This window comes from Micromonospora sp. NBC_00860 (assembly GCF_045207375.1).
Taxonomy (GTDB): Bacteria; Actinomycetota; Actinomycetes; order Mycobacteriales; family Micromonosporaceae; genus Micromonospora; species Micromonospora vinacea.
In genome coordinates, this window is the sequence record NZ_CP108825.1 from 3,342,660 (window position 1) to 3,367,358 (window position 24,699).

General features: G+C 71.4%; 13 protein-coding genes. 6 read left to right on the forward strand and 7 right to left on the reverse strand.

Features of this window, described 5'->3' with window-relative positions; translation table 11 throughout:
* Nucleotides 1-71: 71 nt before the first annotated feature.
* Complete coding sequence (locus OH804_RS15390; RefSeq protein ID WP_406065973.1) at nt 72-503, forward strand: DUF6896 domain-containing protein; 432 nt, start codon at nt 72-74, stop codon at nt 501-503.
* 108 nt (nt 504-611) lie between these two features.
* Here the strand turns inward: OH804_RS15390 and OH804_RS15395 are convergent, their stop codons facing one another.
* Entirely contained in the window at nt 612-785 is a 174-nt protein-coding gene (locus tag OH804_RS15395; RefSeq protein WP_406065975.1) for a hypothetical protein, read from the reverse strand.
* Nucleotides 782-1,120 (reverse strand): hypothetical protein, encoded by a 339-nt coding sequence (locus OH804_RS15400; protein WP_406065977.1) that lies wholly within the window; start codon nt 1,118-1,120, stop codon nt 782-784. The genes OH804_RS15395 and OH804_RS15400 overlap by 4 nt, the downstream gene beginning before the upstream one ends.
* A 163-nt stretch (nt 1,121-1,283) precedes the next feature.
* Between OH804_RS15400 and OH804_RS15405 the strand changes: the two genes are divergently transcribed.
* Nucleotides 1,284-2,525 (forward strand): PQQ-dependent sugar dehydrogenase, encoded by a 1,242-nt coding sequence (locus OH804_RS15405; RefSeq protein WP_406065979.1) that lies wholly within the window; start codon nt 1,284-1,286, stop codon nt 2,523-2,525.
* Nucleotides 2,526-2,553: 28 nt separating this feature from the next.
* Here the strand turns inward: OH804_RS15405 and OH804_RS15410 are convergent, their stop codons facing one another.
* Both OH804_RS15410 and OH804_RS15415 read right to left on the reverse strand, forming a co-directional pair.
* A complete protein-coding gene (locus tag OH804_RS15410) occupies nt 2,554-3,048 on the reverse strand; it encodes a hypothetical protein (protein ID WP_406065981.1) in 495 nt (164 codons plus the stop codon).
* Nucleotides 3,045-3,557, reverse strand: a complete 513-nt coding sequence (locus tag OH804_RS15415; RefSeq protein WP_406065983.1) for a DUF1772 domain-containing protein — start codon at nt 3,555-3,557, stop codon at nt 3,045-3,047. The genes OH804_RS15410 and OH804_RS15415 overlap by 4 nt, the downstream gene beginning before the upstream one ends.
* Before the next feature lie 195 nt (nt 3,558-3,752).
* On the opposite strand from OH804_RS15415, the gene OH804_RS15420 reads away from it, so the two are divergent.
* From OH804_RS15420 to OH804_RS15430, 3 genes are all read left to right on the forward strand, one after another.
* Entirely contained in the window at nt 3,753-4,901 is a 1,149-nt protein-coding gene (locus OH804_RS15420; RefSeq protein WP_406065985.1) for a sensor histidine kinase, read from the forward strand.
* Complete coding sequence (locus OH804_RS15425) at nt 4,898-5,560, forward strand: response regulator (RefSeq protein ID WP_406065987.1); 663 nt, start codon at nt 4,898-4,900, stop codon at nt 5,558-5,560. Before OH804_RS15420 ends, OH804_RS15425 begins: the two co-directional genes overlap by 4 nt.
* A gap of 307 nt (nt 5,561-5,867) precedes the next feature.
* Nucleotides 5,868-6,266, forward strand: a complete 399-nt coding sequence (locus OH804_RS15430; RefSeq protein WP_406065989.1) for a hypothetical protein — start codon at nt 5,868-5,870, stop codon at nt 6,264-6,266.
* 73 nt (nt 6,267-6,339) lie between these two features.
* On the opposite strand, the gene OH804_RS15435 is transcribed toward OH804_RS15430, so the two are convergent.
* Complete coding sequence (locus OH804_RS15435; RefSeq protein WP_406065991.1) at nt 6,340-6,879, reverse strand: GNAT family N-acetyltransferase; 540 nt, start codon at nt 6,877-6,879, stop codon at nt 6,340-6,342.
* Nucleotides 6,880-6,992: 113 nt separating this feature from the next.
* Between OH804_RS15435 and OH804_RS15440 the strand changes: the two genes are divergently transcribed.
* Entirely contained in the window at nt 6,993-7,412 is a 420-nt protein-coding gene (locus tag OH804_RS15440) for a DUF4259 domain-containing protein (RefSeq protein WP_406065993.1), read from the forward strand.
* A gap of 25 nt (nt 7,413-7,437) precedes the next feature.
* Here OH804_RS15440 and OH804_RS15445 read toward each other — a convergent pair whose 3' ends face one another.
* Together OH804_RS15445 and OH804_RS15450 are read right to left on the reverse strand one after the other, a co-directional pair.
* Entirely contained in the window at nt 7,438-15,090 is a 7,653-nt protein-coding gene (locus OH804_RS15445; protein WP_406065995.1) for a SpvB/TcaC N-terminal domain-containing protein, read from the reverse strand.
* Nucleotides 15,091-15,099: 9 nt separating this feature from the next.
* Nucleotides 15,100-24,492 (reverse strand): neuraminidase-like domain-containing protein, encoded by a 9,393-nt coding sequence (locus tag OH804_RS15450; protein WP_406065997.1) that lies wholly within the window; start codon nt 24,490-24,492, stop codon nt 15,100-15,102.
* Between the last annotated feature and the right edge of the window lie 207 nt (nt 24,493-24,699).

A 24,699-nucleotide genomic window follows, 5' to 3' on the forward strand; every position in this document is an offset into this window, starting at 1 on the left:
GGCGGCCAGTGGAGTTGCGTCAGCCGCCCTTGACCTCGAAGCGGCCCGCATAACAAGGTCATACTGGCGCTATGGGCGAGGAATCTGAGCTGGCGATCGCCGCGGTTCGACGCTATGCCGTCGCTTTGCGGCACATCCAGTCGCGCTTGTTCGATGCCTATCCAGACGTCAGCGGCATCAAGGACCTGATGACGGCGGTGAGGCACAAGCGAACGTTGCCGCGAGCGGGCACGTCGAGCACGGGCGTCGAGTACGCGATCCACGGCGCGGGCTGTCAGATGACTGATGAGGTGGGCCGGGTGGTCGACGTCGATCTGGTCGGTGATGTTGAGGCGTTCGACGCCTGGCGGATCCGATGGTTCCTCGACGAACAGTCGGACGCCGAACCCTCGGTCGAGGAGCTACGCACAGCGTGCTCTCACCTCGCCAGCACTGGTGAACTGTTGGAAGTGCAGGCAGGCAGCTGGTACGCCCTGCCCGATCGTCGGGGAAAGGGCCACTGACCCCGCTTCACCCATGTCGCCGGAAGACCTTCGCCCCGCACGTCATCCGACCCCTCGACGAGGGTCGCTGCTTCGTCTGGCGTGGCCGTGAGGACGGTTATTGACGGCTCATGGCACGAACGCGGAGGGCAGGCCGAGTTCGGCCCGGGCCACCTCGATGAATCGGCGCTCGGCCTCCCAGAGGGCGTCGAACCGATCGGCGGGCAACGCCTCGGCGTCGCTGTCCGCTCGCGCGGCCGCCAGAAGCCGGGCCTGGCGCACCAGCTCCGACGAACCGCTCACCACCTCGACGTGACCGGCCACCAGCCGAAGCGCGGTCTTGGTGCTCTCCAGTCACTCCCGGTAGCGACTGCCTCGTCGTCGAAGAACGGCATGAGATCACCCGGATCACGCGGGCGCGGCACTGCTGTGATGCGGGCGGCCGGGTTGAGGACGTGGGCCACGTACTCCCGGACCGCACCGATGAAGTCGGTGTACGCGTTCAGCCGGATGTCCCGCCACTGTCGATCCTGGTCGCGCCGCCACAGCCGATCCTGAGCCCGGACGGTGAGCCACCCACCGATCAGGACGGCCAGCATTGTCGTCGTCGCGGTGACACCCGCCTGGATCAGACTCACCGGCACCACCGTTCGTATTGATCGCTAACTCACCCTAACGCCCGCTGTCACCCGCGAAATGAAGCGGAAGTTGACAGGACGTCGTTGGACATCGACTCGAGCCAATGTATCGTGGGAACGCTCCCAGACCGCGTCCACCACCCACCTGCTCGAGGAGCTGAACATGTCACGACGACGTCGTCGCCCGGCCGCCATGCTGGCCGGGTTGCTCGTTCTGGCCCTGGCTGCGTCTCTGTCGCCACCGACGCCGGTGGCCGGCACCGCTGCGGCCGGACCATCCAAACGTGCTGTGCCACTTGCTGAGCTGACCGTGGTTTCCGAACGGGTGGCTTTCGGTCTGCAGCGTCCGATCGCGATCACCGGGCTGCCGGACGGCCGGATGTTGATCGCGGAGAAGAACGGCACCGTCCGCTCCTACCACCCCGACACCGGCCTGGCACCCGACCCGGTGATCGACCTGACCGCCCGGATCGACGCGTCGGACAACGAGCGCGGCCTGCTCGGCATCACGCCTGCGCCGAACTTCGCGCGGACCGGGATGCTCTACGTGGCGTACACGAGCCTGCCGGCCGGCGCGCTGACCCTGGCGCGGGTGCCCATCAACGCTCCCGACCGGGTGCAGGTGCTGCTCACCCAGGAGCACGCCGAGTACGGCAACCACAACGGCGGCCAGGTAGCGTTCGGCCGCGACGGCTACCTCTACTGGTCCCTTGGCGACGGTGGCTACGCGAACGACCCGTTCAAGTCCGGTCAGAACCTGGGCACCCTGCTCGGCAAGATTCTGCGAATCGACGTCAACCGCTCCTGCGGGGGGAAGCCCTACTGCGTGCCCTACGACAACCCGTTCGTCCGCACGCCGGGCGCGCGTCCGGAAATCTGGGTCTACGGGCTGCGCAACCCGTGGAAGTTCTCCATCGACCCGGCCGACAACTCGCTGTGGATCGGGGACGTCGGCCAGGGTCTGATCGAGGAGATCAACCACGTCCGCCCGTCGCAACGAGGCGCGAACCTCGGCTGGTCCTGTCGAGAGGGCACACCGGTCTTCGACGAGACGCAGTGCCGGCCGGGCGTGCGGCTCACCGACCCGATCGTCGAGTACGACCACTACATGACGGAGAACTGCTCCATCATCGGCGGCCTGGTGTACCGGGGGTCCGTCACCCCGGAGGCGCGGGGCACCTACATCGCCAGCGACTACTGCTCGACCCGCGCTTTCGCCGTGCGTCCCAAGTCCACGGGTGGCTACGAGTCCGCTGAGATCGGCACCTTCCCCACCCAGCCGACGGCGTTCGGCGCCGATGTGAACGGCGAGCTGTACGTGCTCAGTGACCTCCCGGGATGGCTGAGCAAGGTGCGGTTCGAGCGGGTCCAGCCGACCCCCACCGGCGGGGCGACGATCCGCTGAACCTCGGGACGGACTCCTGACATCCGCGCTACCCCCGGGGGGCGGCCGCATCCGGCGGCCGTCCCCCGGCCCGTTCCGATCCGGCGGCGCGCTGCCGCCCGATGACGAGCCGGCTCAGCACCGCCGCCACCGCCCCGGCCACCACCCCGGTGAGGATTCCGGTGACGAGGCTGGAGAACACCGCCGCCACCCGAAAGACCGCTTCCTGCGCCCGCGGGTCGATGTCCCCGAGCCTCGGGCCGGTCGCACCGAACGCCTCGTCCCACAGAAGCTGGTGACCAACCGCGAGAAGGACACCGTGGATCGCCCCGATGACCACCACGGTCAGGAACGGACGCGGCGGACGCCGCCACAGCACGGCGGCCACCCAACAGATCAGCGGTACGACAGCGAGCAGCACGGCGGCGGGCCGCCCTTCCTCCACGACGTGCAGGTCGTGCAGGACCACCCGCGGTGCGGCCAACGCGGCGAGCGCGACCAGGGCCGGCCACGAGAACCCGAGCGTACGACCCTTGGCGCTCATCGCTCGACCCGTACCGGCGCGGTATCCCGGGCGAAGCGCAGCAGGGCGGTGAATGCCAGCGCGGATGTCACCGCTCCGCCGGCGAGGCGCACCCAGTGGCCGGCGACGAACTCCTCAGCGACCTGGCGAAGATACTCCGGGGAGTGCGTGCCGACCGGGTCGACGAACATGATCTCGTTTCGCGGCCAGAAGAACACCACCGAGAACAGGAACTCGCAGGCGATGAAGACCACCGCGGCGGCAGCGACGTACCACCGCAGTCGCCGATTGCGCCACGTGAGGGCGGTCGCGGCGAGGCTCGTCAACACGACCGAGGCGCCCAGCGGTGGGAAGTAGTCGCTGGGGCCTCCGGCGACCAGGAACTCACGGGCCCGGTCCAGCGAGGCGGGTGCGTCCCCGAAGATGTTCGGGTAGAGCATCACGGTCTCGGCGGCGACCCCGCCAAACGACATCATCGCCGCCCAGACGAGCACGATGAGCACGATCCACGTCAGCCTGATACGGGACACGACAGTACTTCTCCCTGGTTTTCGAGCCCATGCGGGCACGTTCTGTGATGTCGCCGTCGACGCTAGGTCGCCAACTCGGGGACGTCTGCCGCGCAGCCGCGCGAGCTGCCATCGCTTCTCGACGTACGTGCGGGGGCGGGGGTGATGCCTGCGGACGGCAGCGGCGCGGGCCCGCACCGACTTAGGCTCACGGACGTGCAGGCCACCTCACCCACCCGAACCGAGGCGCTGCTCGCTGTGGCCATCCTGGGCCTGGTCGCGGCGGCGGTCGTGACCGAGGACGCCCCGATCTCCCAGGCGGCGCTGGCCGGCGGATTCGGGGCCGGTTGGGCCGTACTGCTGCTGGTGGCCCGGCGTTGGACCGTTCCCGCGCTGCTGGCGACGGCCGCCGGCATCCTCGGCTACTACGCGCTGGAGTTGCCGCCGGTCGGCGTGGCCGCCCCGGCCGCCGCCATCCTCTACGTAGCCGCCCAGCGGGGGCGGGTGGTCCCGGCCGCCGCCGTCGGCGGGAGCCTGCTGGCCGTCTCGGTGGTCGCCCGGCTCGTCGAGGGAGACGACATCTCAGTCGTCATCGGTGCGGGTCTCGGCTCCGAGGCGGCCCTGATCCTCGCCGTCATCGCTCTCGGTGACGCCGTCCGCAACCGGCGTTCGCTACGGGTCACGCTGGCCCGGCAGGCCGCCTCGGCGGCCGAGGAGCGCCGCCGGGAGGCCGCCCGGCAGGTCGAGGCCGAGCGGCTGCGCATCGCCCGGGAGGTGCACGACACACTGGGACACACGATGTCGGTGATCACGCTGCAATCGGCTGTGGCGCGGGAGGCACTTGCCGATGCCGAGCCCGGCCAGGCCGAGGCCGCCCTGGCCGCGATCCACTCGGTGAGCGGCAGCGCCATGGCCGAGCTGCGTGCCACGTTGGGCACGCTGCGTCGCGAACCCGGGCCGCGCGAGCCGGCCCCCGGTCTCCCCCAGCTGCGTACGCTCGTCGAGGGCGTCCGCCGCGGTGGGCTGCCGGTCGAGCTGCGTCTCGACGGCCCGGTCGACGCCCTGCCGACCGTGGTCGGCAGCACCGTCTACCGGATCGTGCAGGAGGCACTGACCAATGTGCTGCGCCACGCCCACGCCACCCGCGCCACGGTGACGATCCGGGCGACCCCGGCCCGACTGTCGGTGGTGGTCGTCGACGACGGCCGGGGATCCGCCGGCGGCACCGCAGCCGAGACGGGTCAGGGGCTACGCGGTATGTCGGAGCGGGTTGCCCTGCTCGGCGGAACCCTCGATGCCGGCGAGGCCGCCGGCGGCGGCTTCCGGGTCTCGGTCCACCTACCGCTGGCGGCGGTCGCCGCATGAGCGACGTACGCGTCGTCCTCGTCGATGACCAGCACCTGGTGCGCACCGGCCTCCGCGCGTTGCTGGAACGCGCCCCGGACATCACGGTGGTCGGCGAAGCCGGCGACGGCCGCGCCGGCGTGGCGGTCACCCGCGAGCAACGGCCCGACGTCGTCCTGATGGATGTCCGGATGCCCGGCGGCGACGGTATCGAGGCCACCCGCCGCATCCTCACCGACCCGACGCTGGCCGACGTCCGGGTGGTCATGCTGACCACCTTCGACGACGACGAGTACCTCTTCGACGCCATCCGCGCCGGCGCCGCCGGCTTCCTCCTCAAGGACACCCCGCCCGACGCCCTGCGGGACGCCGTCCGCGTGGTGGCCGGCGGAGACGCGCTGCTGTCACCGGCGGTGACCCGGCGGGTGATCGCCGCGGCCGCCCGCTCCCCCGTCGCGGACCCGGCCCGGCTGACCGGGCTCACCGGGCGGGAACGCGACGTCCTGGCCCAGGTCGGCACCGGGCGGTCGAATGTGGAGATCGGGGCGGCCCTGCACCTCAGCCCGGACACCGCCCGCACGTACGTGAGTCGCCTGCTGCACAAGCTCAACGCCCGCGACCGCGCTCAGCTCGTGGTCATCGCGTACGAGAGCGGGCTGGTCCGCCCCGGCGACAGCTGAACCTCTCGGCGGCGGCGGGGCCATCCGGCGTACCGAATCGGTGGGCGGCGCCGGCGCGATGGCCCGGCCTTCGACGGCGGGCGACCACCCACGCGATCGGCCCGGCCTCGGCTCAGAAGAGGGTCGCCTGTGCCCGATCGTCGAACCCGTGATCAGGCTGCCGGCGTCCCCGCTCCGAGCTGGTCGCAAGTGGACGCCATAATCCGGCGGCCTGGCCCAGCACAACCAGCGTGCGCGCGAGGTTGTTCAGCTGTAGCGCCACTGCGGGTGCCCCCAGCCACGGCGGTCTCGGCGCTAACTTACTCCGGTGAGCTACGACATGTTCGTTCAACGGTTCGAGCAGGGCGATGCCGCCCCACTGTCGGCTGATGCCTTTCGGGCCGTCTTTGTGCCCTGGGCCGAAAGGCAGGAACCTCAGCACGGCTACTGGCACATCAGCGCCGACGACGGCGGCACCGCAGACATCTACGCCACCCTTACCGACGACACGCTCTGCAGCCTCATGCTCAGCCGGTTTTCCGTCGGCGCCATTCTCGACATGCTCGTCACGTTCGTCGGACTCGCCGATTCTGTTGTGCTTCCACCTGGCTGCCCCACCTTGCTCGCGCACGAAGGTCAGCGGTGCCACCTGCCCGCGGACCTTCGCGCCGACGCCGTGGTCGTTCAGGCGGGCGCGGACTTAGAGCGCATCCTTCAGAGCTGCTAGCGACGAGTGTTCGTGGCGAGGGACGTGATGGAACCCCGTGGGCCCCGCCGTGGCGGTGCTGTCCAGCACCAGCTCAAGCAGGCGGCGTGACCGGGGACCGCAGGCCGAGCCACTGCTCGGCGTCCCAGGCGTGGAACCGCTCTACTTCAGTGAACCCCAGCCTCGCCGCGAGGCGCATCGAGCCGACGTTGGCGGTTTGGGTGGCGAGGGCCACCGGCTCGCCGGGAAGGACGCCGTCGCACCAGTCGAGTGCCGCCGCGCAGGCCTCGGCGGCGTACCCGAATCCCCATGCCTGCGGCAGAAACAGGTAACCGAGCTCGGCCTTCCCCATGGCAGCCGGGCGGCGGTGCCCCGTTGCTCTCCTGAGCAGGATCTGGCCGATCATCGCCCCGTCGAGATCAACGACGAAGCTACCGGGCCACCGCTCGGGCACCCTGGGCATCTCGTGCTCTAGCTCTTCACGCAGGCGGGGACCGCCGAGGTAGGCGTTCACCTCTGGCGACGCCAGCAGCTCGATGAACGCCGCACGATCCCGGGTCTCGGGCTCACGGAGCACGAGCCTCTCGGTCGTGATCGGGGCAGGCGGCCAAGCGACGTCTCCCAGGTCTGCCATCCGCGCAGGCTAATTGCCTCCTGAGCAGCTATCCAGCCCGGACGTGTCACCCGCGTCCCGGGTGTTGTCGGTCTCTGATGCGAGGATGCTGCGAATCGACGGCGGGAGGCCAAGTGGGGACCTGGGACAGCGGACCATTCGACAACGACACCGCCGCTGACTGGTGTGGCGACCTGGACGACGCCGACGTGTCCAAGCGACCGAACCTGGTCCGGGAAGCGTTGACCAGAGCCGCCGGCGAGGCGGGTTACCTCGACGCCGACGTCGCCTGCGAGGCGATCGCTGCGGTCGCGATCGTGGCGGCACAGCGGCCCAGCGGCCAGCCGATCGCATCTCCGTACGCTCCGGAGTTTCTGCACGACGGCGGCCGGGTGGACGTGCCCGACGACGTGGCGGCGTTGGCGGTGAGGGCGATCGACCGGATCCTGGCCGCGGACTCCGAATGGCGCGAGCTGTGGGAGGACGCCGGCGTCGAGGGCGCGAGCGAGGCCGTTGGCGCTGTCCGCGATCTGCGCAAGGTGTTGGCGGCGTAGTGGCTGGGCGTGGTGCGGCGCTGGGTCACCACCAGTCGAAGTAGCGGCCCGCGTGGAAGACCCCCACGCCGATGGCGGCGACGATGCCGACCGCGAGCACGACCGGGGCGATCACCACGCTGCCGGCCGCGATGCCGATGGCACCCGCGGCGATGGCCAGTCCCGCCCCGATGCCGACGCCACCGGCCACCACCCCTGGCGTGTCGCCGACCTCGGCGGCCCGGTTCATGCTGACGTACGAGACGGCGGCCAGACCGATGCCACCGATCACCAGTCCGGCGGTCATCGCGCTGACGGTGGCGACAGTGGCACCGGGCACGGCGATGGCGTACAGTTCCAGGCCACCGCCGACCGCGCCGAGTGCGTCACCGACGCCCATCTCCCAGTCGCCGTGCTGGTAGTCGCCCCACAGGGCGAACGCCGACAGACCGAACCCGACGACACCGAGCCCCTTGCCGAGCATGCCGGTCCGGCCCGGCAGTCCGCGCACGTGCTCCGGCGCCGTGGCACTGGCCGGGATCTTCCGCCCGCGTCCCGGGTTGGTGGCCGTGCGGATCGCGTTTCCCGCGCTGGCCGGCGCGTCGGTCTCGGTGATGATGACGGCCTGGGATTGCTTGCCGGCCATGGTCGGGTTGGCCTGGATCGCCCGGTTGGCGTCCCGGGTCGCCGACCGGGCGATGTTACCGACCTTGTCGTACACGTCGGTCGACTTGATCTGCTTGACCGTGGTGCTGGTCTCCAGGTCGAAGTTCGGCGTGTTGTCGCGCCACGGCATGCCGTACAGCCATTCGAGGATGTTGCCGCGGAACGTCCCCCGGCCGCCTTTGAACTTGAAGTTCCAGATGAACTTCTCGGCGGCGGGCGCGGTGTGCGCGGCGGCCCCGCCGACGGCGCCGGGTGCGGCCGGAGCCTTGCCGGCGGAGTCGGCCGGCGGCGCGGCCGGCGGCGGTTCGGGTGGCGGGGCCGGCGCGGGTGGCGGCGGCTCGGCAGGTGGCGGCTCCGGTGGCGGCGGAGGCGGCGCCGGCTTCGGCTTCGGCGGTGCCGGCGGCGGCAGTACGGCGTGCAGCACCCAGGTGCCGCCCGGGTGCTCGGACCAGTTGCCGCCCTCCAGGTTGAGGGTGACGTTGGGCTGGTAGTAGATGACCGAGTTCTTGTTGTTGATTCGCGGGTCGAGGGTCGCGCCGTGGCTGCTGAGGTAGCGGCGGAAGTCCTCCACTGTGGGGTTTTCGGACCCGGTGAAGTGGGACTCCGTGATGGAGATGTCGTGGGTTTCCGGCCCTTTGACCGTGGTGGGCTTGAACCCGGACGGGTCGACCATTCCCACCGGGTTGTTGCGGCAGTACCGGAACAGGTTGCCCCCGTCGGCGAAGCCGCCCGGGTCGCTGCTCGCCCACCGTCCCAGCCACGGCACGTAGTACCGGGCCCCGGCGTAGCAGAAGCCGGTCTCGTCGTCCACCTCGTGCCCGCCGAAGCGGTACCGCTTCAGGCTGAGGTCGGCGCCCGGGCGGCCGTAGCGGTACGCGGTCGTGCCGTACGGGTGGTACTCCTCGTAGGAGATGAGCACCCCGGCCGCGTCGGTCTCCAGCGCGGCCGAGCCGAGGTGGTTGGTGAGCTGGTAACGGATCAGCGGAACGCCGAGCGGGTTGGCCGGGTCGAAGCCGCCGACGTCGACGGTCTTGACGTCCACCTGGGCGACCGGGCCGGTGTCGTCGGCGATCGTGGTGGTCCACCGTTCGTGCTGGAGGACACCGGTGACCCTGTTGCGTCGGCGGAACACGGTGACCGCACCCAGGAAGATCCATTCGAGTTGGACGCTGCCCGGCCGGTCCACGACCTTGCGCAGCCGCTGCCCGCTCGCGGCGTAGACGAACCGGGCCTCGCCACCGCCGCCGAGGTCGACCCGGCGGAGCTGGTCGTGGACGTTCCACTCGAGGGCCGGCAGGTGCGGCATGACGGTCAGGTTGCCGACGGCGTCGTGCGCGTACAGGGCCGAGTAGGGGCCGCCGTCGGCGTCGCCGGGGAGGCTCGTGGCGGTCAGTCGGTTCGTGGCGTCGGCCGGGTCGTCCTGGTACGCGTACCGGTAGTGCCGGGTCCAGCCGGCGCCCACCCCGGCCTGCGTCCGGAACCGGTGCCGGAGCACTGTGAGGTTGCCCAGCGGGTCGTACTCGTACTCCTCGGTGTAGGCACGTACCGCGCCGGCATCGGTGAGGCTTCCGGCCGGCGGCACGTCGGTGTGGTCGCGGATCGCGTCGTTGGGCGCCCCGGCCAGCTCCCGCCCGCTCGCACGGACCAACTGGTAGAGCGGGTCGTACGCGTAGTCGCTGGCGGCCGGCACCGCCGCGTTGCCGAAGAAGGTGGGGGCGCCCGGTTCGGCCACCCGGGTCAGGTTGCCCACCGGGTCGTACGTGTAGTGCAGGTCGCGCACTCCGGCGGTGAGCAGACGCTCCAACCGGAACGTCATCGGGTCGTAGAAGTATTCGGTGACCAGCCCGTTGCCGTGCCGGGCGAACCGCCGCCGACCCAGCGCGTCGTAGTCCTGCTCGGAGAGGAACTCCACCTCCGCGCCTTGGCCGCGCAGCCGGGCGGTGAGCCGGCCCAGCATGCCGCCCTCGAGGTAGGTCGGTCGTAGCTCGGTGGCGTCGGGCAGGGTGACCACTGTCGGACGGTTCACCGCGTCGTACTCGGCGGCGGTGCCGAAGACCTCACTCTCCAGCAGCGGCGCCGCGGCGGCCAGCAGCGCGGCATGGTCGGGCGCGGCGGCCACCGGCGACCAGTCCGGGCCGTCGACGTGGTCGGTGGCGAGTCTCCGTTCGGCGCGACGCGGATTGCCCTTGAAGTCCACCTCGGGCACCCGCACCTGGCCCGCCGGATCGAACACCAGGTACGGCACGCCGTGCAGGCCCAGCGTCGCCGCGTCCGGATGCCGGTCGCCGAAGACCACGTACTGCACGCAGCGCTCCGCGCCGGCGGACTCGCTGACGTACACGCCGACGGGCCGGTGCAGGGCGTCGTACGTCGTGCGGAAGGTCCGGCCGTGTTGGTCCCAGATCCGGCGCACCCCGCCGAGCACATCCTGGAACACCCACCGCTCGCCCTTCTCCGCACTCCACGACCGCACTCCCGCGCCGTGCATGGCGGTGGCCGCGTTGGCGATGTGCCGGCCCAGCGCGTCGTACCCGTCCGAGGACCGGCCAGTGAGGTCTCCCCTGGTGCGGACGCCGAAGCGCTGGCCGGCGCCCCGGTCGGCCTCCGTGTAAACGGCCCGGCCCAGGCTGTCGAAGTGGATCACGGAGGGCGTGTCGGCGTGCCCGGCGGCGAGCCACGCGGCGCGGGTGGCCGGGTCGGCCGGTTCCGGATCGGACACGGCGGGGCTGCCCCGCTCGGCGTACCACTGGCTGTCGAGCACCGTGTCGTTGGCGTCGAACAACCGGTGCGACCAGGCCGTCGACTCGACCCGGCTCAGGGTGCCGTCCGGATACCGGGTCAGCACGGCACGGCCCAGCGGGTCGTAGTAGCGGATCGCTGTGGCGCCGATCTCGCGCAGCGCCGCCGCGTCCTCGTACTCGTGGGTGGTGCTGAAGTAGGGCTGGTACCGCTTCACCGGGTTGCCCTTGTTGTTGACCACCGTGCGGCCGGTGCCGACCCAGCGCGGGTCGGCGTCCACCTCGACGGCCACCCCGTCCTCACCCACCTCCAGGGCCCTGCCCGGATGCACCCGCGACTTGGTGATCGCCACACCACCGGTGCCGGTGCTGTACTCGTAGCTCTCCAGCCAGCGCGAGTTGGTCGGGCCGTGCCGTTCCCGGTGCCGGCCCCGGCTGTACGCGGGCTGGCCGTTGGCCACCCAGTTGAACGGGTCGTAGGTGAATGTCAACGTCGGATCATCGAGCGTGTCGCCGTCCCCGGCGCCGAGCCGGCCGAGCAGCGCCGAGGCCACCACCCGGCCCAACTCGTCGTAGCGCACCGCGCGGCGCTGCCCGTTCGGGTCGGTGACGAGGCTCGGGCCGAGCACCCGGTAGTCGTTGACGGCGGTGGTGACCGACCAGGCGGCCTGGTCGATGGTCACCCGCTCGCTGAGCAGGTGGTAGTCGTCGAAGGTGACCGCCGTCGCCATGCCCAGCGCGTCCCGGGCCCCGTTGGACAGGTAGAAGTGCGCGGCCGGGTCGGCGGGATAGCGCATCTCGCCGGACGGGATCCACCAGTCCGGGCCGCCGTCGAGGTGCACGTAGCCGGCGGCGGCCAGGTCCGCGTCGGTCACCGCCGTGCCGTAGCCGGCGGCCAGCGCGGCCGGGGTGAAGGCGAGCTGGTACGTCTGGTGCCCCAACCCCAGGCTGTCCCACTGCCCGGCCGGCAGCGGCGTCAGCGCGTTGTCCCGGAACCGCACCTGTGACCGGGACAGCAACCTCCGCTGCGCGCTGACCTCGTCGGCCACCACCTCGTACCCGATCGGGGTGGCAGCGGCGAACCCGGCGAGCAGTTCGGCGCGGGTGAACAGCGGGCCGGCCGGGGCCAGCCCGGTCAGCTCGTGCCCGACCGCCTCATACGCGGCGCGGATCCGGTACGCCGGCACCGGCAGCGTCTCGTCGATGTCCGGGGTGTACAGCTGCTCGCCGTACGTGACGTGACGGCGTCGCTGTTCGGCGGTCACCTCGGTGGGCAGCTCCGGGTCGGGCGTGGTGCGGCCGTAGACCACAGCGGCGGCCTGGACGACGGTGCCGTACGGGCCGAGGACCAGGTTGAGCCGGTGGCTGATCCGGGGCTCGTCCGGCTGCCGGTCGTAGGAGAGGCTGACCGCCTCCCGCTCGACGGCGACGAACACCCGCGCGTCCAGCCGCTGCACCTGGTACGTCTGCTCGACCACCCCGTACGGGTGCTCCTGCGCGGCACTGCCGTCGTACGAGTACACCTCCTGCCGAAGGGGCAGGCCGCGCAACGCCCGCCGGCTCTCCCGCAGCTCCACGGCGGAGACTCCGGTCGGCAGCTCCGCGGTGGGCAGGTGCCGGCCGGCGTACCACTCGGCGGACAGGTCGACCGGGGCGCCGGTGTGGTACCAGGTCTTCGTGGTGACCGGTGGCTGGTACAGCTCGGGTGAGGTGTCCTGGTTGCCGTCGACCGCCTCGACGCCCAACACGTGGTCCACGAACGACTCGCCGTCGATCTGCTCGACCATGCCGAAGCCGGCGAACTCCCGCTCGACGCCGTCGTAGTGCCCGTGGTGGTAGCGGTAGCCGGTGACCAGCCGGGTCCCGGCGATCCGGTCCACCTGTTCCACCCGCTCGACGACCTGCACCGGGAACGGCAGCCCGGTCACCCAGGGCTGGCCGGCTCGCCTGTCGGCCAGTTGGAAGGCGGTGGAGGCGGCGTACCGGATGGTGGTCTCGCCGCCCAGGTTGTTCACCACCCGGGTGAGCAGGTGCGGCTTGCCGTCGGCGGCCAGGTCCAGGTAGCGCACCGGGCCGACGGCGTCGCCGGGCAGCGGCGACGACCACACCAGGCAGCCGGTGCCGGTACCCAGCAGGTCGGTCACTGTCACAGTCGAATCGGGCGTGACATGCGGCAGGTCGGGCAGCTCGGCGGGGGCCGACCAGCCGTTGCCGGACTGGTTGTACCAGAGCCGGATCTCCCGCCGGCCCAGGTAGCACAGGTCCATCACGCCGGTGCCGTCCACGTCGGTGAGGAGCACCCGGGCCGGGTCGAACTCGTCCGGCCCGGTGAACCACGGCGCGTCGTCCATCTCGACAGTGGCGCCGAATCGCCCGTAGCCGATGTTGGGCCAGTAGCAGACGGATCCGTCGCGGACCCGGACCAGGTCGGTGAGCCCGTCGCCGGACATGTCGGCGAGGAAGATGCTCTGCCGGTCATCGGAGCGCAGCAGCCGCGGCCCACGGTCCTCGTCCGCGGGCCAGAGCGCGGGTCGCGCCGGGCCGTACCCCGCCTCGGCCAGCGACTCGTGCCAGGAAAGCACCGTGTCACCGGCGATCAGCAGGTCGGCCCGGCCGTCTCCGGTGAGGTCCAGCAGCAGCAGGTCGGGGCTGGCCCAGTCGACAGCGGGCAGCTCGCGGAACGGTTGGAAGCCGGACCAGCCGGCGTCGTCGGTGCGGCGGACGAAACCCGCCGGTACGGTGCCGAGCTGGACCAGCTCGATCCGCCCGTCACCGTTCACGTCGACCAGTTGCTGGCGTCCGCCGGCCAGGTCGGTCAGCGACGGCACGGTGGGCAGCGCGGCGACCGGGCCGATCCGGCCGGCGCCGAGGTTCGGCCGGTAGTAGAGGGCACCCTCGTGCCCGGTCAGCACCCCGGCGAGGCCTTCCCCGTCCAGGTCCACCCACAGCTCGGTCCGCCCGTCCACGCCGGCCGGCAGGTTCTCCAGGCTGCCCCGCTCCAGTTCCCGGGTGGTCGGTGCGATGGCGGCCGGTGTGTATTCGAAGGTCACCGGGGGCAGTGCGGCGCTGGTGTGCCCGCCGCCGGCGGCCGGGGCGTAGCCGCGCTGGGTCACCTCGACCAGGGTGGACAGCACCGGCCCGGTGGCGTATTCCAGCTCCACAGCGCGGACCAGGCAGTCCGCGCCCACCTCCGGCTCGTCGGGGAAGTGGTGGAACATCAGGATGCGGTGGCACAGCCGGTAGGTGCGGACCTCGAATCCCGCGCGGTAGGTGGAGAACGGGTCCGGTCGGCAGGTCCAGTCCCCGGTGTCAGCGGGTAGCGGGGTGTCCGGGTCGTGCTCGCCGTAGTCGAGGACCACCTCGAACAGCCAGCCGGCGTCGGCGATCTGGGCCGGCGTCAGGTCCACCGGGCGTCGGCCGTCGGGGTCGAGCAGCGGCACCGTGTTGCCGTAACGCACCGACTTGAGGTAGCGGTTGACGGTCCGGTCGGTGCGGTGCCGTTCGTGCGGCCGGTCCAGGTCCAGGCCGGCGGTGTCCTCGGCCTTGTAGGTGTAGGTGGCCGCGTTGCCCCGATCGTCCCGGGTCTCGCAGAGCAGCCAGGTGTGCACCCGCCCGCCCAGGCCGATGCGGGAGCCGCCGTCGCGGCCGTACACGGCCAGCAGGTTCGACCCGGACAGGGTGCGCCAGTGCACGTCACCGTCGGAGTCCCGGGTCCACCGCTCGATGCGGGCGAACGCCCCCTCGGTCCGTGGCCGGAACCGCTGCACCGTGTGTCCGGCGACCGGAGTGCCGCCGGGTACCGGGATCAGGTCGTCCTCTCCGGACAGCAGGAAGGTGTCGGTGGCGTCGTAGCGGGGCAGGCCGCGGTCGGTGCGCCGGCTGATGGCCGGCACGGGCAGCTGCCAGCCGAGGCCGAACGGGCCGTTCCCGGCGCCCGAGTCGTAGCTGAGCGTCAGGTCGGGTTGGAACCCGGACCGGCCGCCGCTGACCGGGACGGGAACGGACATGCCGCCGGTCCCGGTGACCGGGTGGGCGGCGAACGTCTCGCCGATGGCCCGGATCGCGCCGCCGCCGGTGGGCAGGCTGATCGCCGGTCCGCCGAGTCCCGGCCCGGTCGCGGCCCGACCGGCCGGCGGCGACCCGGCCCCGGTCGCGTCGGTCGGCGGCCCGCCCGGTCCGAATGCCCCACCCGCCCCGCCGGGAGCGCCGGCACCGGTCGGGTCGGCGGAGCCGCGCCACCGGGAGCCGGTCCCCGGCCCCCACGATCCGCCGCCGACCGGGTAGCTGGTCGTCACCGCTCCCCCTCAGCCGTCGAGCCGGTAGTGCAGCAGGACGACCAGGTCGGTCAGGCCGTCCGGGTCGGCCGCCAGCGTGACCGGGGTGCCCAGAACCAGCGGGTCGGACTGGCCCACGCACTGCTGCAGGTCGGCGTCCCGGTTCAACGTCACCGGGTCACCGGCCACCGTGAGGTCGTACGTCCCGGGATCACCGTCCACCCGGGCGTACCAGGTCACCTGGTCCACCACCGGCTGGTGGTCGCGGGCGAGGTACGGCAGGTGCTCCGGCCCGATGGTCAGCTCGGTGCTCTGCTGCTGGGTGAGCTGCCACCACTCGTCCGGGAACTGGTGGCGCAGGCTGTATGCCTGGTACAGCCCGGTCCGGCCGGCGTCGACCAGCATCTCGTTGAGCACCTCCCGCAGGGAGTCCTCGACCAGGCCGCGCAGCGTCGAGCCACCGTCGCGGGCCGTGTACCTCAGGTGCAGGATGATGTCGCTGATGCTGTCGTAGTCGAACTGGCGGACCGCCGTCGGCAGTTCCAGCCGCCAGGTGCCGATCGCGCCCTTGCCCTCGAACGGCAGGTAGCGGTCGTCGGCGAAGTTCAGCTCGAACATGCCGCTGTCGCTGAGGCCGCTGCTGGTAGCGATCGACTCGATCCCGCCCACGTTGTAGGCGAACCGCTCGTCGCCGGGCACCTCGGTGTACTTGTCCTTGGCGCTGGTGGCGCTCTGCCGGGCCGCGGTGGCGGTCCGGTACCGGTTGCCGATCAGGGAGAGCTTCGCGGTGACCGGGGTGTACGGGCCGGCCACGCACGGGATGGACAGACTGACAGTGCGGAGCCGGCGGAAGTAGTGCCCCGGGTGGTCCAGGTCGAACAGCGCCTCCGGCACGTTGACCACGCAACTGCCGGTGGCCCGTAGCTCGATCAACGCCGCCGGGTCGAGCTGTGCCAGCGAGACGTGCCGGGTCAGCTCGCGCTCGCGGCTGTGCCGGTCGAGGTAGGCCACCTCCATCCGCTTCAGGTCGTGGCGCAGCGCGTCCGCCACCGTCAGCCCCTTGCGCAGGCTGTCCCAGTAGCCGGGTTGCAGGAACGTGGCCTCGCTGCCCAGCTCGTGGGCGAAGCACCGCTCGGCCTTCTTCGCCACGTCGAAGGCGAGCTGGTACGCCCCGAAGTAGACGGAGCTGGCCCGGCTCACCATCCACTGGTACAGCTCGGTGTTTGTGTACTTGCCGCGCAGGTACTCCTCGGTGGCCCGGGCGTTGTCGGCTTCCCGGTCGTGCGCCGCCAGCTCGTCGGTGAGCATTGACACGTGCAGCCGCCCGGTGAGGAGCTGCTGGTCGATCTGGGTCAGTTCGAGACCGGCCAGAGCCGCCTGGTGTTCCCAGTCGTCCATCCGGCGGCGGTAGCCGCCCTGGTTGGCGGCCATCCCGGCGGCCTTGTCCAGGGCGCGGGCGATCGCCTCCAGCGTCATCACCGCCGAGTCGGCGGCGGCACCGACCTTGTCCCCGCCGAGGGTGAGGGTCACAGTGGGTGAGCCACCGAAGCCGGCGCCGCCGGCGGTGAAGTTCGGAATCAGCTTCAGCCCGCCGGACAGGATGTAGCCCACCGCGATCGCGGTCTCGCCGAGCAGCGACACCCCCGACAACGCGGTGGCGGTGATCTCCCAGGCGTTCATGTACGGCCGGCCGGCGTAGTAGCGTTGCCGCTCCTCGACCACCTTGCGGCTCAGTTCCAACGCCGCGACGTTGCCCTCGGCCTCCGCGATGGTGGCGAGCTTGACCGCCCGTACCGCGTCGAGCAGGGCGATCTCCTGGCCGGCGCGCAGCCGGGCGAGTTGTTCGCCGTCCCGCTTCTCCATGGCCGCGAGCAGCCCGCCGCCCAGCTCACCGACGTACCCGACGAGTTCGGTGGCCTTCTGGGCCAGCACCCGGAACCGGTAGTTCGGCAGCGGTGCGCCGAGCCCGGCCAGGAACGACGAGACGGACATGCCGGCGGCGGCGGCCCGGACCAGCGCCCCCGGGTCGATCGGCGGTGAGAACAGGGCGAGCATGCTCTCCACCCCGTCGATGTTCTGGCAGTTGCGGATCTTGAACAGCCGGTCGGCGATCAGGTCCCACAGCTGGAGCATCTCCTCGTTGGGCGGGACGCAGAAGTACAACGCCGAGTAGCTCAACGGGCTGGGCAGTTCCGCCCCGCCGTGCGGCAGCAGGTCCAGGTCGGGGATCAGGTTCTCCAGGTCCAGCAACGCGTTGCCGAACAGGTCCACCTTCGCCTGGAGCTGGTTGACGGTGGCCGGAGCCGGGCTGACCAACGGCGGCACCACGCTCGGCTTCGGCCCGAGCAGTTTGTCGGCCAGGATGTAGAGCTGGGTGGCCTGGGTGACGGACTCCCGGGTGAACTGCCGGAACAACTGGTCACCCCAGTCGACCAGGTTCTTGATGTAGCTGACCACCACGGCGAGCTGGTAGGCGACCGGCCGGCTGCGGGCCACCACGTGCGGGTTGAACGGCTTCGCCCGCCACTGCTCCACAGCGAACTTCAGGTCGGTGATGCTGGCCCCCGACGGATCGGCGGCGATCGCCGTCAGAATGTCGCCGATCCGCTGGTCGAGCAGCTCGGGCACTCCGGTCTGGAAGAACGGCTTGGTGACCCAGTATTTCTGCGGGGCGGCGGCGCCGTCGGCGGTGCCGACCGGGTTGAAGATGTGGTGGAACCAGTTGCGCGCCTCGGCGAACCGCTGGTCCCGGTTGAGCCGCAGCGCGATGTCGAACGGGAGGTGGTAGAACAGCTCCCAGTTGTAGCCCGCGTACGCGCCGTCCGCGGCGAAGTCCAGGTCCTCCACCGGGTACGGCGACACGACCACCGGTGCCGGCTGGTAGGTGGCGGCGAAGTCGAACCCGGTGTTGGTCAGCTGGGTGGTCCGACTCAGCAACGCCGGCACGCCCGACCGGTAGACGGTGGCCCGGAGGAAACACAGCAGCGGATGGTAGAAGTTCGCGAACCGCACCCCGTACGACAGGGTGCCGTAGACCTCGAACTCGGCGACCAGCCGGTGGTACTCCGCGTCCTCGGTCATCGCCTGCACGGCGGCCGCGAGGTCGTGCGCCGGGTCCTCGGCGTATCGGCGCAGGTACTCGGTGAGCAGCGCCAGCACGTCGCGGGCGAACTGGTCCACGTCGCTGTACGTCTTCTCGATCCGGTCCGCCGGGTCCTCGGCGCGCCGGTCGTAGAAGCCCGGGATGATCACGTAACCACGGTCGTAGTCGCCGTAGAAGTACGGCATCAGGGTGCCCAGTGGCAGCACCGGCCGGCGGTCGTGGGTGCCTCGGATGCTCTGCGCCAGCCCCAGCAGCATGATGATCCAGTCGAGCAACGACATCTGCATGGGGTACGTCACCCGGAAACGGCCGGGCGTCTGCGCCACCAGGGTCTGGAACGCGCCCATCAGCGGAGTGCTGATCGCCAGGTCGTTCTGCTCCCGGATGATCAGCTCGGTGAACCGTTCGGCCAGCAGCTTGGTGTCCTTGAACACCGGCGACAGCAGCAGGTAGCCGGAACCGCCGCCCGGCATCGGCTCCGGATAGCCCCGGCAGCCGGTCAACGCGAACGAGCCGACGAACTCGGTGCCGGTGAGCACGCTGATCGCCTGGCCGGCCGCTCCGGCCTCGTACGCGAAGCAGGTGAACTCGTTCGCCGCCGGGAGGTCCTCCTGGTAGCCGCTGGTGGGGTAGTACAGCGCGTCCTTGGAGATCTTCTTCGGCTGCCAGCGGTCCTGCGTCCGCTCGCCGATGGCCAGCTGGATCCGCCACCGCCGGCGCGGCCGCTCCGTCTCCGTTCCGCCCGGCGGGATGCCGTCCGGGTCCGGAATCTGGGAGGTCTGCGCCGTGTCCGTCTCCTCGGTGAAGACCGGCCAGGCCAGTGTGAGCCGGCTGTTGCGGTCGAAGGCGAGCAGGTGGTCGCCCGCGATGTCCAGCGGCACCCGCCGCCACGGCGTCCAGTACCGCTCCCGCTCGAACTGCCTGTGGTAGTACACCGTCGGGTCGCCGCCCCGGGTGCGGGCGAACACGTGCATGAGATGCCTGTCGTGCTGGTAGTAGCAGGCCATCACGTCCAGGTGCGCCAGGTCGTCCAGCTTCTCCAGGTACGCGATGGTGGCGTTCTCCACCGCCAGGTCGGTCAGCTCGTCCTGCTGCAACTGGTCGTCCAGCTCGGTGAACAGCTCCGACTTGTCGTCCCGCAACTCCGGCAGGATCCAGTTCTCCGGATACAGGAAGATCTTCCGGTTGGCCTCCCACACCCGGTAGTTGGCCATCCAGCTCCACTGGTCCCAACCGGGATCCTCGGTGACCGCCGCGACGCTGTCCGGCTCCAGGCCCAGCAGGCAGCGCTGCACGAACAACTGAACGGTGGCGTGCGCCTGCACGATGCGCGACGTCGCCATGCAGGCGCCCATCTCGACGTCGATGAGGAAGTGGTCGTACAGGTCGTTGGTGTCGCGCAGCCCCGGGTTCTCGGCCAACAGGTACGCGACCAGCGCGTCCCGCTTGGCCACCCGCAGCCGGTCCTGCACCCCTTGGAGTACCCCGAACCACTCGGCCTCGGCGTACCGCGCCTTCAGTGCCTGCCGCATGGTGGCCGCGCCAGCCGCCGTGGTGACCGGCTGGCCCAGCGGCACCGCCGCCGCCACCGGTAGGCCCAGCCGGCGCAGCAGGGTCAGCGCATCGGCCAGCCGCTGGATCGTCGCCGGCGACCGGTACGCGGTGAGGTCCACCGCCGACAGTTCGAGGTGGGTGTCCAGGTCGGCCAGCACTGTGGCGTCCCAGCCGCCGAGCTGCGCCAGATGGGTGTGGACCTGCGTGGCGGTGGTGCCGGCCGCCAGGACCAGGTCGAACAGCCCGTACACCGTCCACGGCGTGGCGGCGTCCAGTGGGTTCGCCACCGGCGGGTAGGTGCGGGCCAGTTCGACCCCGGCGGCCAACCGGATCCAGTCGGCCAACGGGGCCGGCGGCCGGCCGGTCTGGTAGGGCACCCGGTCCGGGGCCAGCCAGCCGAGCGACCCGGCGTTCGCCAGCAGCCAGCCGAGGTCCGCGTCGGGCACCGTCAGGTGGTCGACGAGCCGGCTCAGCACGTGCAGCAGGCGCAGTGCCCGGTACTGCTCGTCGAACCCGGCCGGGGTGACCGCCGGCGGCGCCGGCGGCTCGTTCACAAGGTCCACCAGCGCGTCGTCGGTGAGCACCGCGAGCAGCGGTCGGGTCAGCTCCGCGCCGGCCAGCACGGTGGCGGCGGCGTCCGTCGAGAACCCGAAGGTGTCGGCCACCGCCGCCACCGCCAGCTCCTGCTTGGTACGGGTGTACGCGTAGCTGGACAGTGCCGTGGTGATGGCCAGCAGCAGGGTGGTCTGCTGCGCCTCGGTGGGGCTGGAAACGATCGCGGCTGTTATCGGTGTGGTGTCCACCAGGGCGGCGAGCTTCGCGTCGACGAACTGCGCCGGGGTGGTCACCGCATCGGTCCAACCACCGTCCACGATCGAGGCGAAGCCGGCCAGGTCCGACTCGGTCATCCCGGGCACGGTGGCGAGCAGGGCACGCATGCCCAGCAGGTTCTCCTCGGGGGGTGCCGCCGGGTCGACAGCGGGTCGGGTCGCCGCGTACCCGCTCTGGTAGCCGGCCTGCAACCCGGTGAGCACCGCGGTCAGCATCTCGTCCGGCAGGTCCCGCGCGGCCAGGTCGTCGGCTTCGTGTCGGAGCAGGTAGCGCAGGTCCGCCGGGCGGATGCCGGTGCCGGCCCGGGCGGCGTCGAACCGCTCGACGAAGGCCAGCGCGGTGGCCGGCGCGGTGAGCGGATCCGAGCCGATCAGATCCATCATGATCAGGTACTCGGTGGCGCTGAGCCCGAGCGCCCGGGCCAGCAGCGTCCCGGCGTACACGGCGTGCAGGCCGGCGTTGCTGACGATCGCCGGCGCCGGAAGGTCCGCCACCAGCAGCCCGGTGTCCGCCGTCGTGGCCCCCAGGCAGGTCGCCAGGTACGCCTCGTGCGCCGACAGCAGGACACCCGAACCGGGTGTGGTCAGCTCCGCCTGCTCGTTGGCGAGCACGTTGGCCGGCGCGAACGCTTCGAGGACCGGGCCGTTCGCCGAGTTGCGGAACACCTCTGCGTACCGCGACTCGTCCAGCGGGGCGAACAGGTCGACCACCTCGGGCAGCGACAGCCCGAGCCGCGCCGCGAGCCGGTGCAGCGCCGCCACAGTGACCAGGAAGTCGTCGTCCAGGGCGCCGCCGCCCAGCGCGTCGGCCCGGATCGCCCGGTCCAGCAACGGCGGGGTCCAACCGGTGCAGGCCGGCGCGCGCAGCAGGCGCAGGAACCGGTGGATCCGGTCCAGGCGCGCGTCGGTGAGCTGCTGGATCCGCTTTGCGCTGAGGTCGGACCCGGTGTCCAGGTGCTTGACGAACATGGCGTTCCCGGGATTGACCCAGGCCAGCGCCAGCAGCTCGGTCATCTCCCGATAGTCCAGGCGAGCCCGAGCGAGGAAGTTGTCCACCCGGGCGATGCCGCCCAGTGCGCCGAGCGGTGCGGTGTTCCAGATGTCGTCCTGAGCGGCCGGGTCGGCGGTGACCACCAACTGCCGCTGTGCGTCGCTGATCCCCAGTTCCTCGGCCGCGATGGCCTCGCCGCTCGGGCCCGCCGACCGGCGCAGTGCCCGCATCACGTCGGCCCGGGCGATGTCGAACTGGGCGAAGTAGCTGCGGGTCTCCTCGTGCGCCAGGTCGAACGGCAGGGCGAACGCGTACCGGCTGCCCGCCAGCAGTGTGTAGGCGGCGGCATTCACGTACTGCGGCGCGGCCGCCAACTCCAGCGCGGTGCCGGTGGTCTGACGCAACCGGCGCACGAACCACCCGCCGGCCCCGTCCGGGGTCGCCTTGGCCACCACGCCGATGTCCCGTACCACGCGGGCCCCGGCCAGGTCCGGCTCGTACACGAGGGAACGGTCGGTGAACGGCCAACCCTGGCCCTGCAACAGGCTCAGCAGCCCGGCCGACGGCGCCTCCACCGGATCGACGCCGCCGCTCAGCGGGCCGCCGAACGCGAGGCCCGCGTCCGGCGCCACCGCCTCCTCCAGCAGCTCGCACACCAGGTCCAGGTAGGGCAGCGGAAGGTCGGTGTTCTCGCAGCTCAGATCAAGGTCGCCGAGGTCCGGCCGGCGACCGTACAGGACGTCCCGGGCGACCTTGGTGGCCGGACCCGGCGTGTCGGCGTCGGTGACCAGCCGGTTACCGAGGAACTGAAGGACGTCCACCAGGTACGCGGCGGCGCTGTGCACGCTGCGGCACGGCTCGCAGTAGCTGGAGTCGGCGAGCTGAAACAGGCTTGCCAGGTTGGGAAAGTCGGCGCTGACCGGGGTGAGGTCCGGGGCCGCCGAGCCGCCCAGGGCCCGGACCGGCAGCGCCCGCGCCGCGCTCTGGAGTTCGCCGGCCAGCAGCCCGCTCGCCACGTGCACGTCCGCGGCCCGGCGATACACCGACCGGGCCTGCTCGTCGGTGAACCGGCCGGTTTCCATGGCGGTGGACACGAACCGCGTCTCGCCGAGGGCGTGGATCCGGGCCGCCGACGGCACTTCGGCCGCCAGCAACGCCGTCGTCTGCCGATAGGTCGGCGCCAGCTTGAAGATCCGCTGCGCGGCCTTGAGCGCCGGCCGCCCGGTCCGCAGCCGCTCCGGGTGGTCCCGCAGCAGCCGCTCCACGTTGCCGGTCGCGAGGTCGAAGTCCGGATTCGCGGTGAGCAGTTCGAGCACCACGTCCCGGTGCCCACCAAAGGCGCGCTCGGCGACGCTGGCCGGCACGTCGTTGCCGACCTGTTCGCCGGGCTCGGGCTGTTGACCGGGGCCGGGCCGATCACCGCTGCCGTCGAGTCGTTCGGCAGCGGCTGCGGGGTCGGCAGCGGCTGCGGTGCCGACCAGGGCACCTGCGTCGCGTTCGAGCTGGGCGGTGAAGGCCGTGGTGGGATAACGCTTCTCCAGCTTGCGGGCCAGCGCGCCGGCGTGCAGGTCGATCAGCTCCGGCCGGACCGGCTGACCGGCGACCCGGACATCAGTGGTGCTGTCGCGCAACACCCGCCGCCAGTCCGCCGGGGCCAGCCGGGCCAGCCGGCGTACGTCGGCCGGCCGCTCGATTCCCTCACGGTCGCGGACCCGGTCGACAATCGTCTCGTCGTAGCCGAGCACGTCGGCCAGCACGCTCGCCGCGCCGGCCGCCTCGGCGGCAGACCGGTCGGGAAACGCCGCCGCGTCGGCCAGCCGGGCGATCAGCCCGGGCAGGTCACCGGCGGCGTCGGCCGCGAGGAGACTCTGGACCCGCTCGTGCGCGCCGTCGGCGAGGAACCGCTCCACCCGCCCGTACAACACCTTCGGCCGTTCCTGCGCAACGTACTCCTTGGCCTCCGGCCGTACCCGGGCCAGCATGTCGAGGATCCGGTCAAGCTCGCCGAGCAGGTCCTCGGGAACGTACCGATGGCGCACGACGTCAGCGACGGCGTTCCGGACGATGTGCTCGTCCAACAGGGCGATGTCGTAGTACAGCGGCCGCAGCTCGGTGTTCAGATCGACGTCGAACCGGGCGAGCGCGGCACCGGTCCGGCTCGTGGTCAACAGCGTCCGCTCCGCGAACAGTGCGTAACCGAACACCGCCGGCAGCTTGTAGGACGCGGCCAGTTTCTGCGCCACACCGAAGTGCGCCAACGCCGTCGCGGGCAGCCCGGTCTCGGCGGCCAGGAACGTCACGTCCTCGGCCTCGTCGTCCTGCCGCAGCTCGTACAGCGGGACCTGGCCAAGCAGCGGGACGATCGTGGCGAGGATCCGCTCGTACTCACTGCGTTCCCGGTCCCCGCCACCGGACAGATCCACTGTGAGCACAGCCAGCTCGGGGGCGTTGAACAACACCGCGCTCAGCGGCGGGTCGGACAGGAGGCGATCACCAGCGGACACCCGGACGAACAGGTCAGCGGACTGCTTCTCGGAGCGGGTGAACCGGTCCCGCGAATAGTCGACGCGATACAACCCGTCGTCCCCGGTGGTCGCCTCGCCGAGCTGCTCGGCGTGCCGCAGGTCCCGGTCGAACGCGCCGACCGTCAGAGCGTTCGCCGGCTGCCCGTCGACCCAACGCACCCGACCCACCACAACGAACCGGGACGGCGGCTCGGCCAGCACCATCTGCACCGCGTCCCGGGTCGCCCCGTCCACAGTGCCGGTCACCGGCAGCTTGTGCGTCCGTTGGAACTCGGCGACCCCACGACGGGTGCTCGGCCCGTACCGGGCGTCGACCAGCTCGTCGGTGGCAATGTCGACGGGCATCCGCAGCAGCGCGGTGTGCAGCCGCCGGACGTCGTCGCTGGGGCGGTGCCGGCGCGAGCCCATCGGGGTGGTCATGAGCATCTCCGATCGTCCGACAGCCGGCGACGGCGGCTGTCTGACGCCGGTGCGACCGAGTGCTACCTGGCATCCTGCGGAGCAGACGGGCCCGCCAGCGTCGCACTGTCCGAGATCCGCCTTCCCGTCTGGCTGAACGGCAGCGGGCACTGCCGGTACGGCCGGTGGCAGAGCCGGCACTTCGCGGTTGTATTCGGAAGGGCGCGG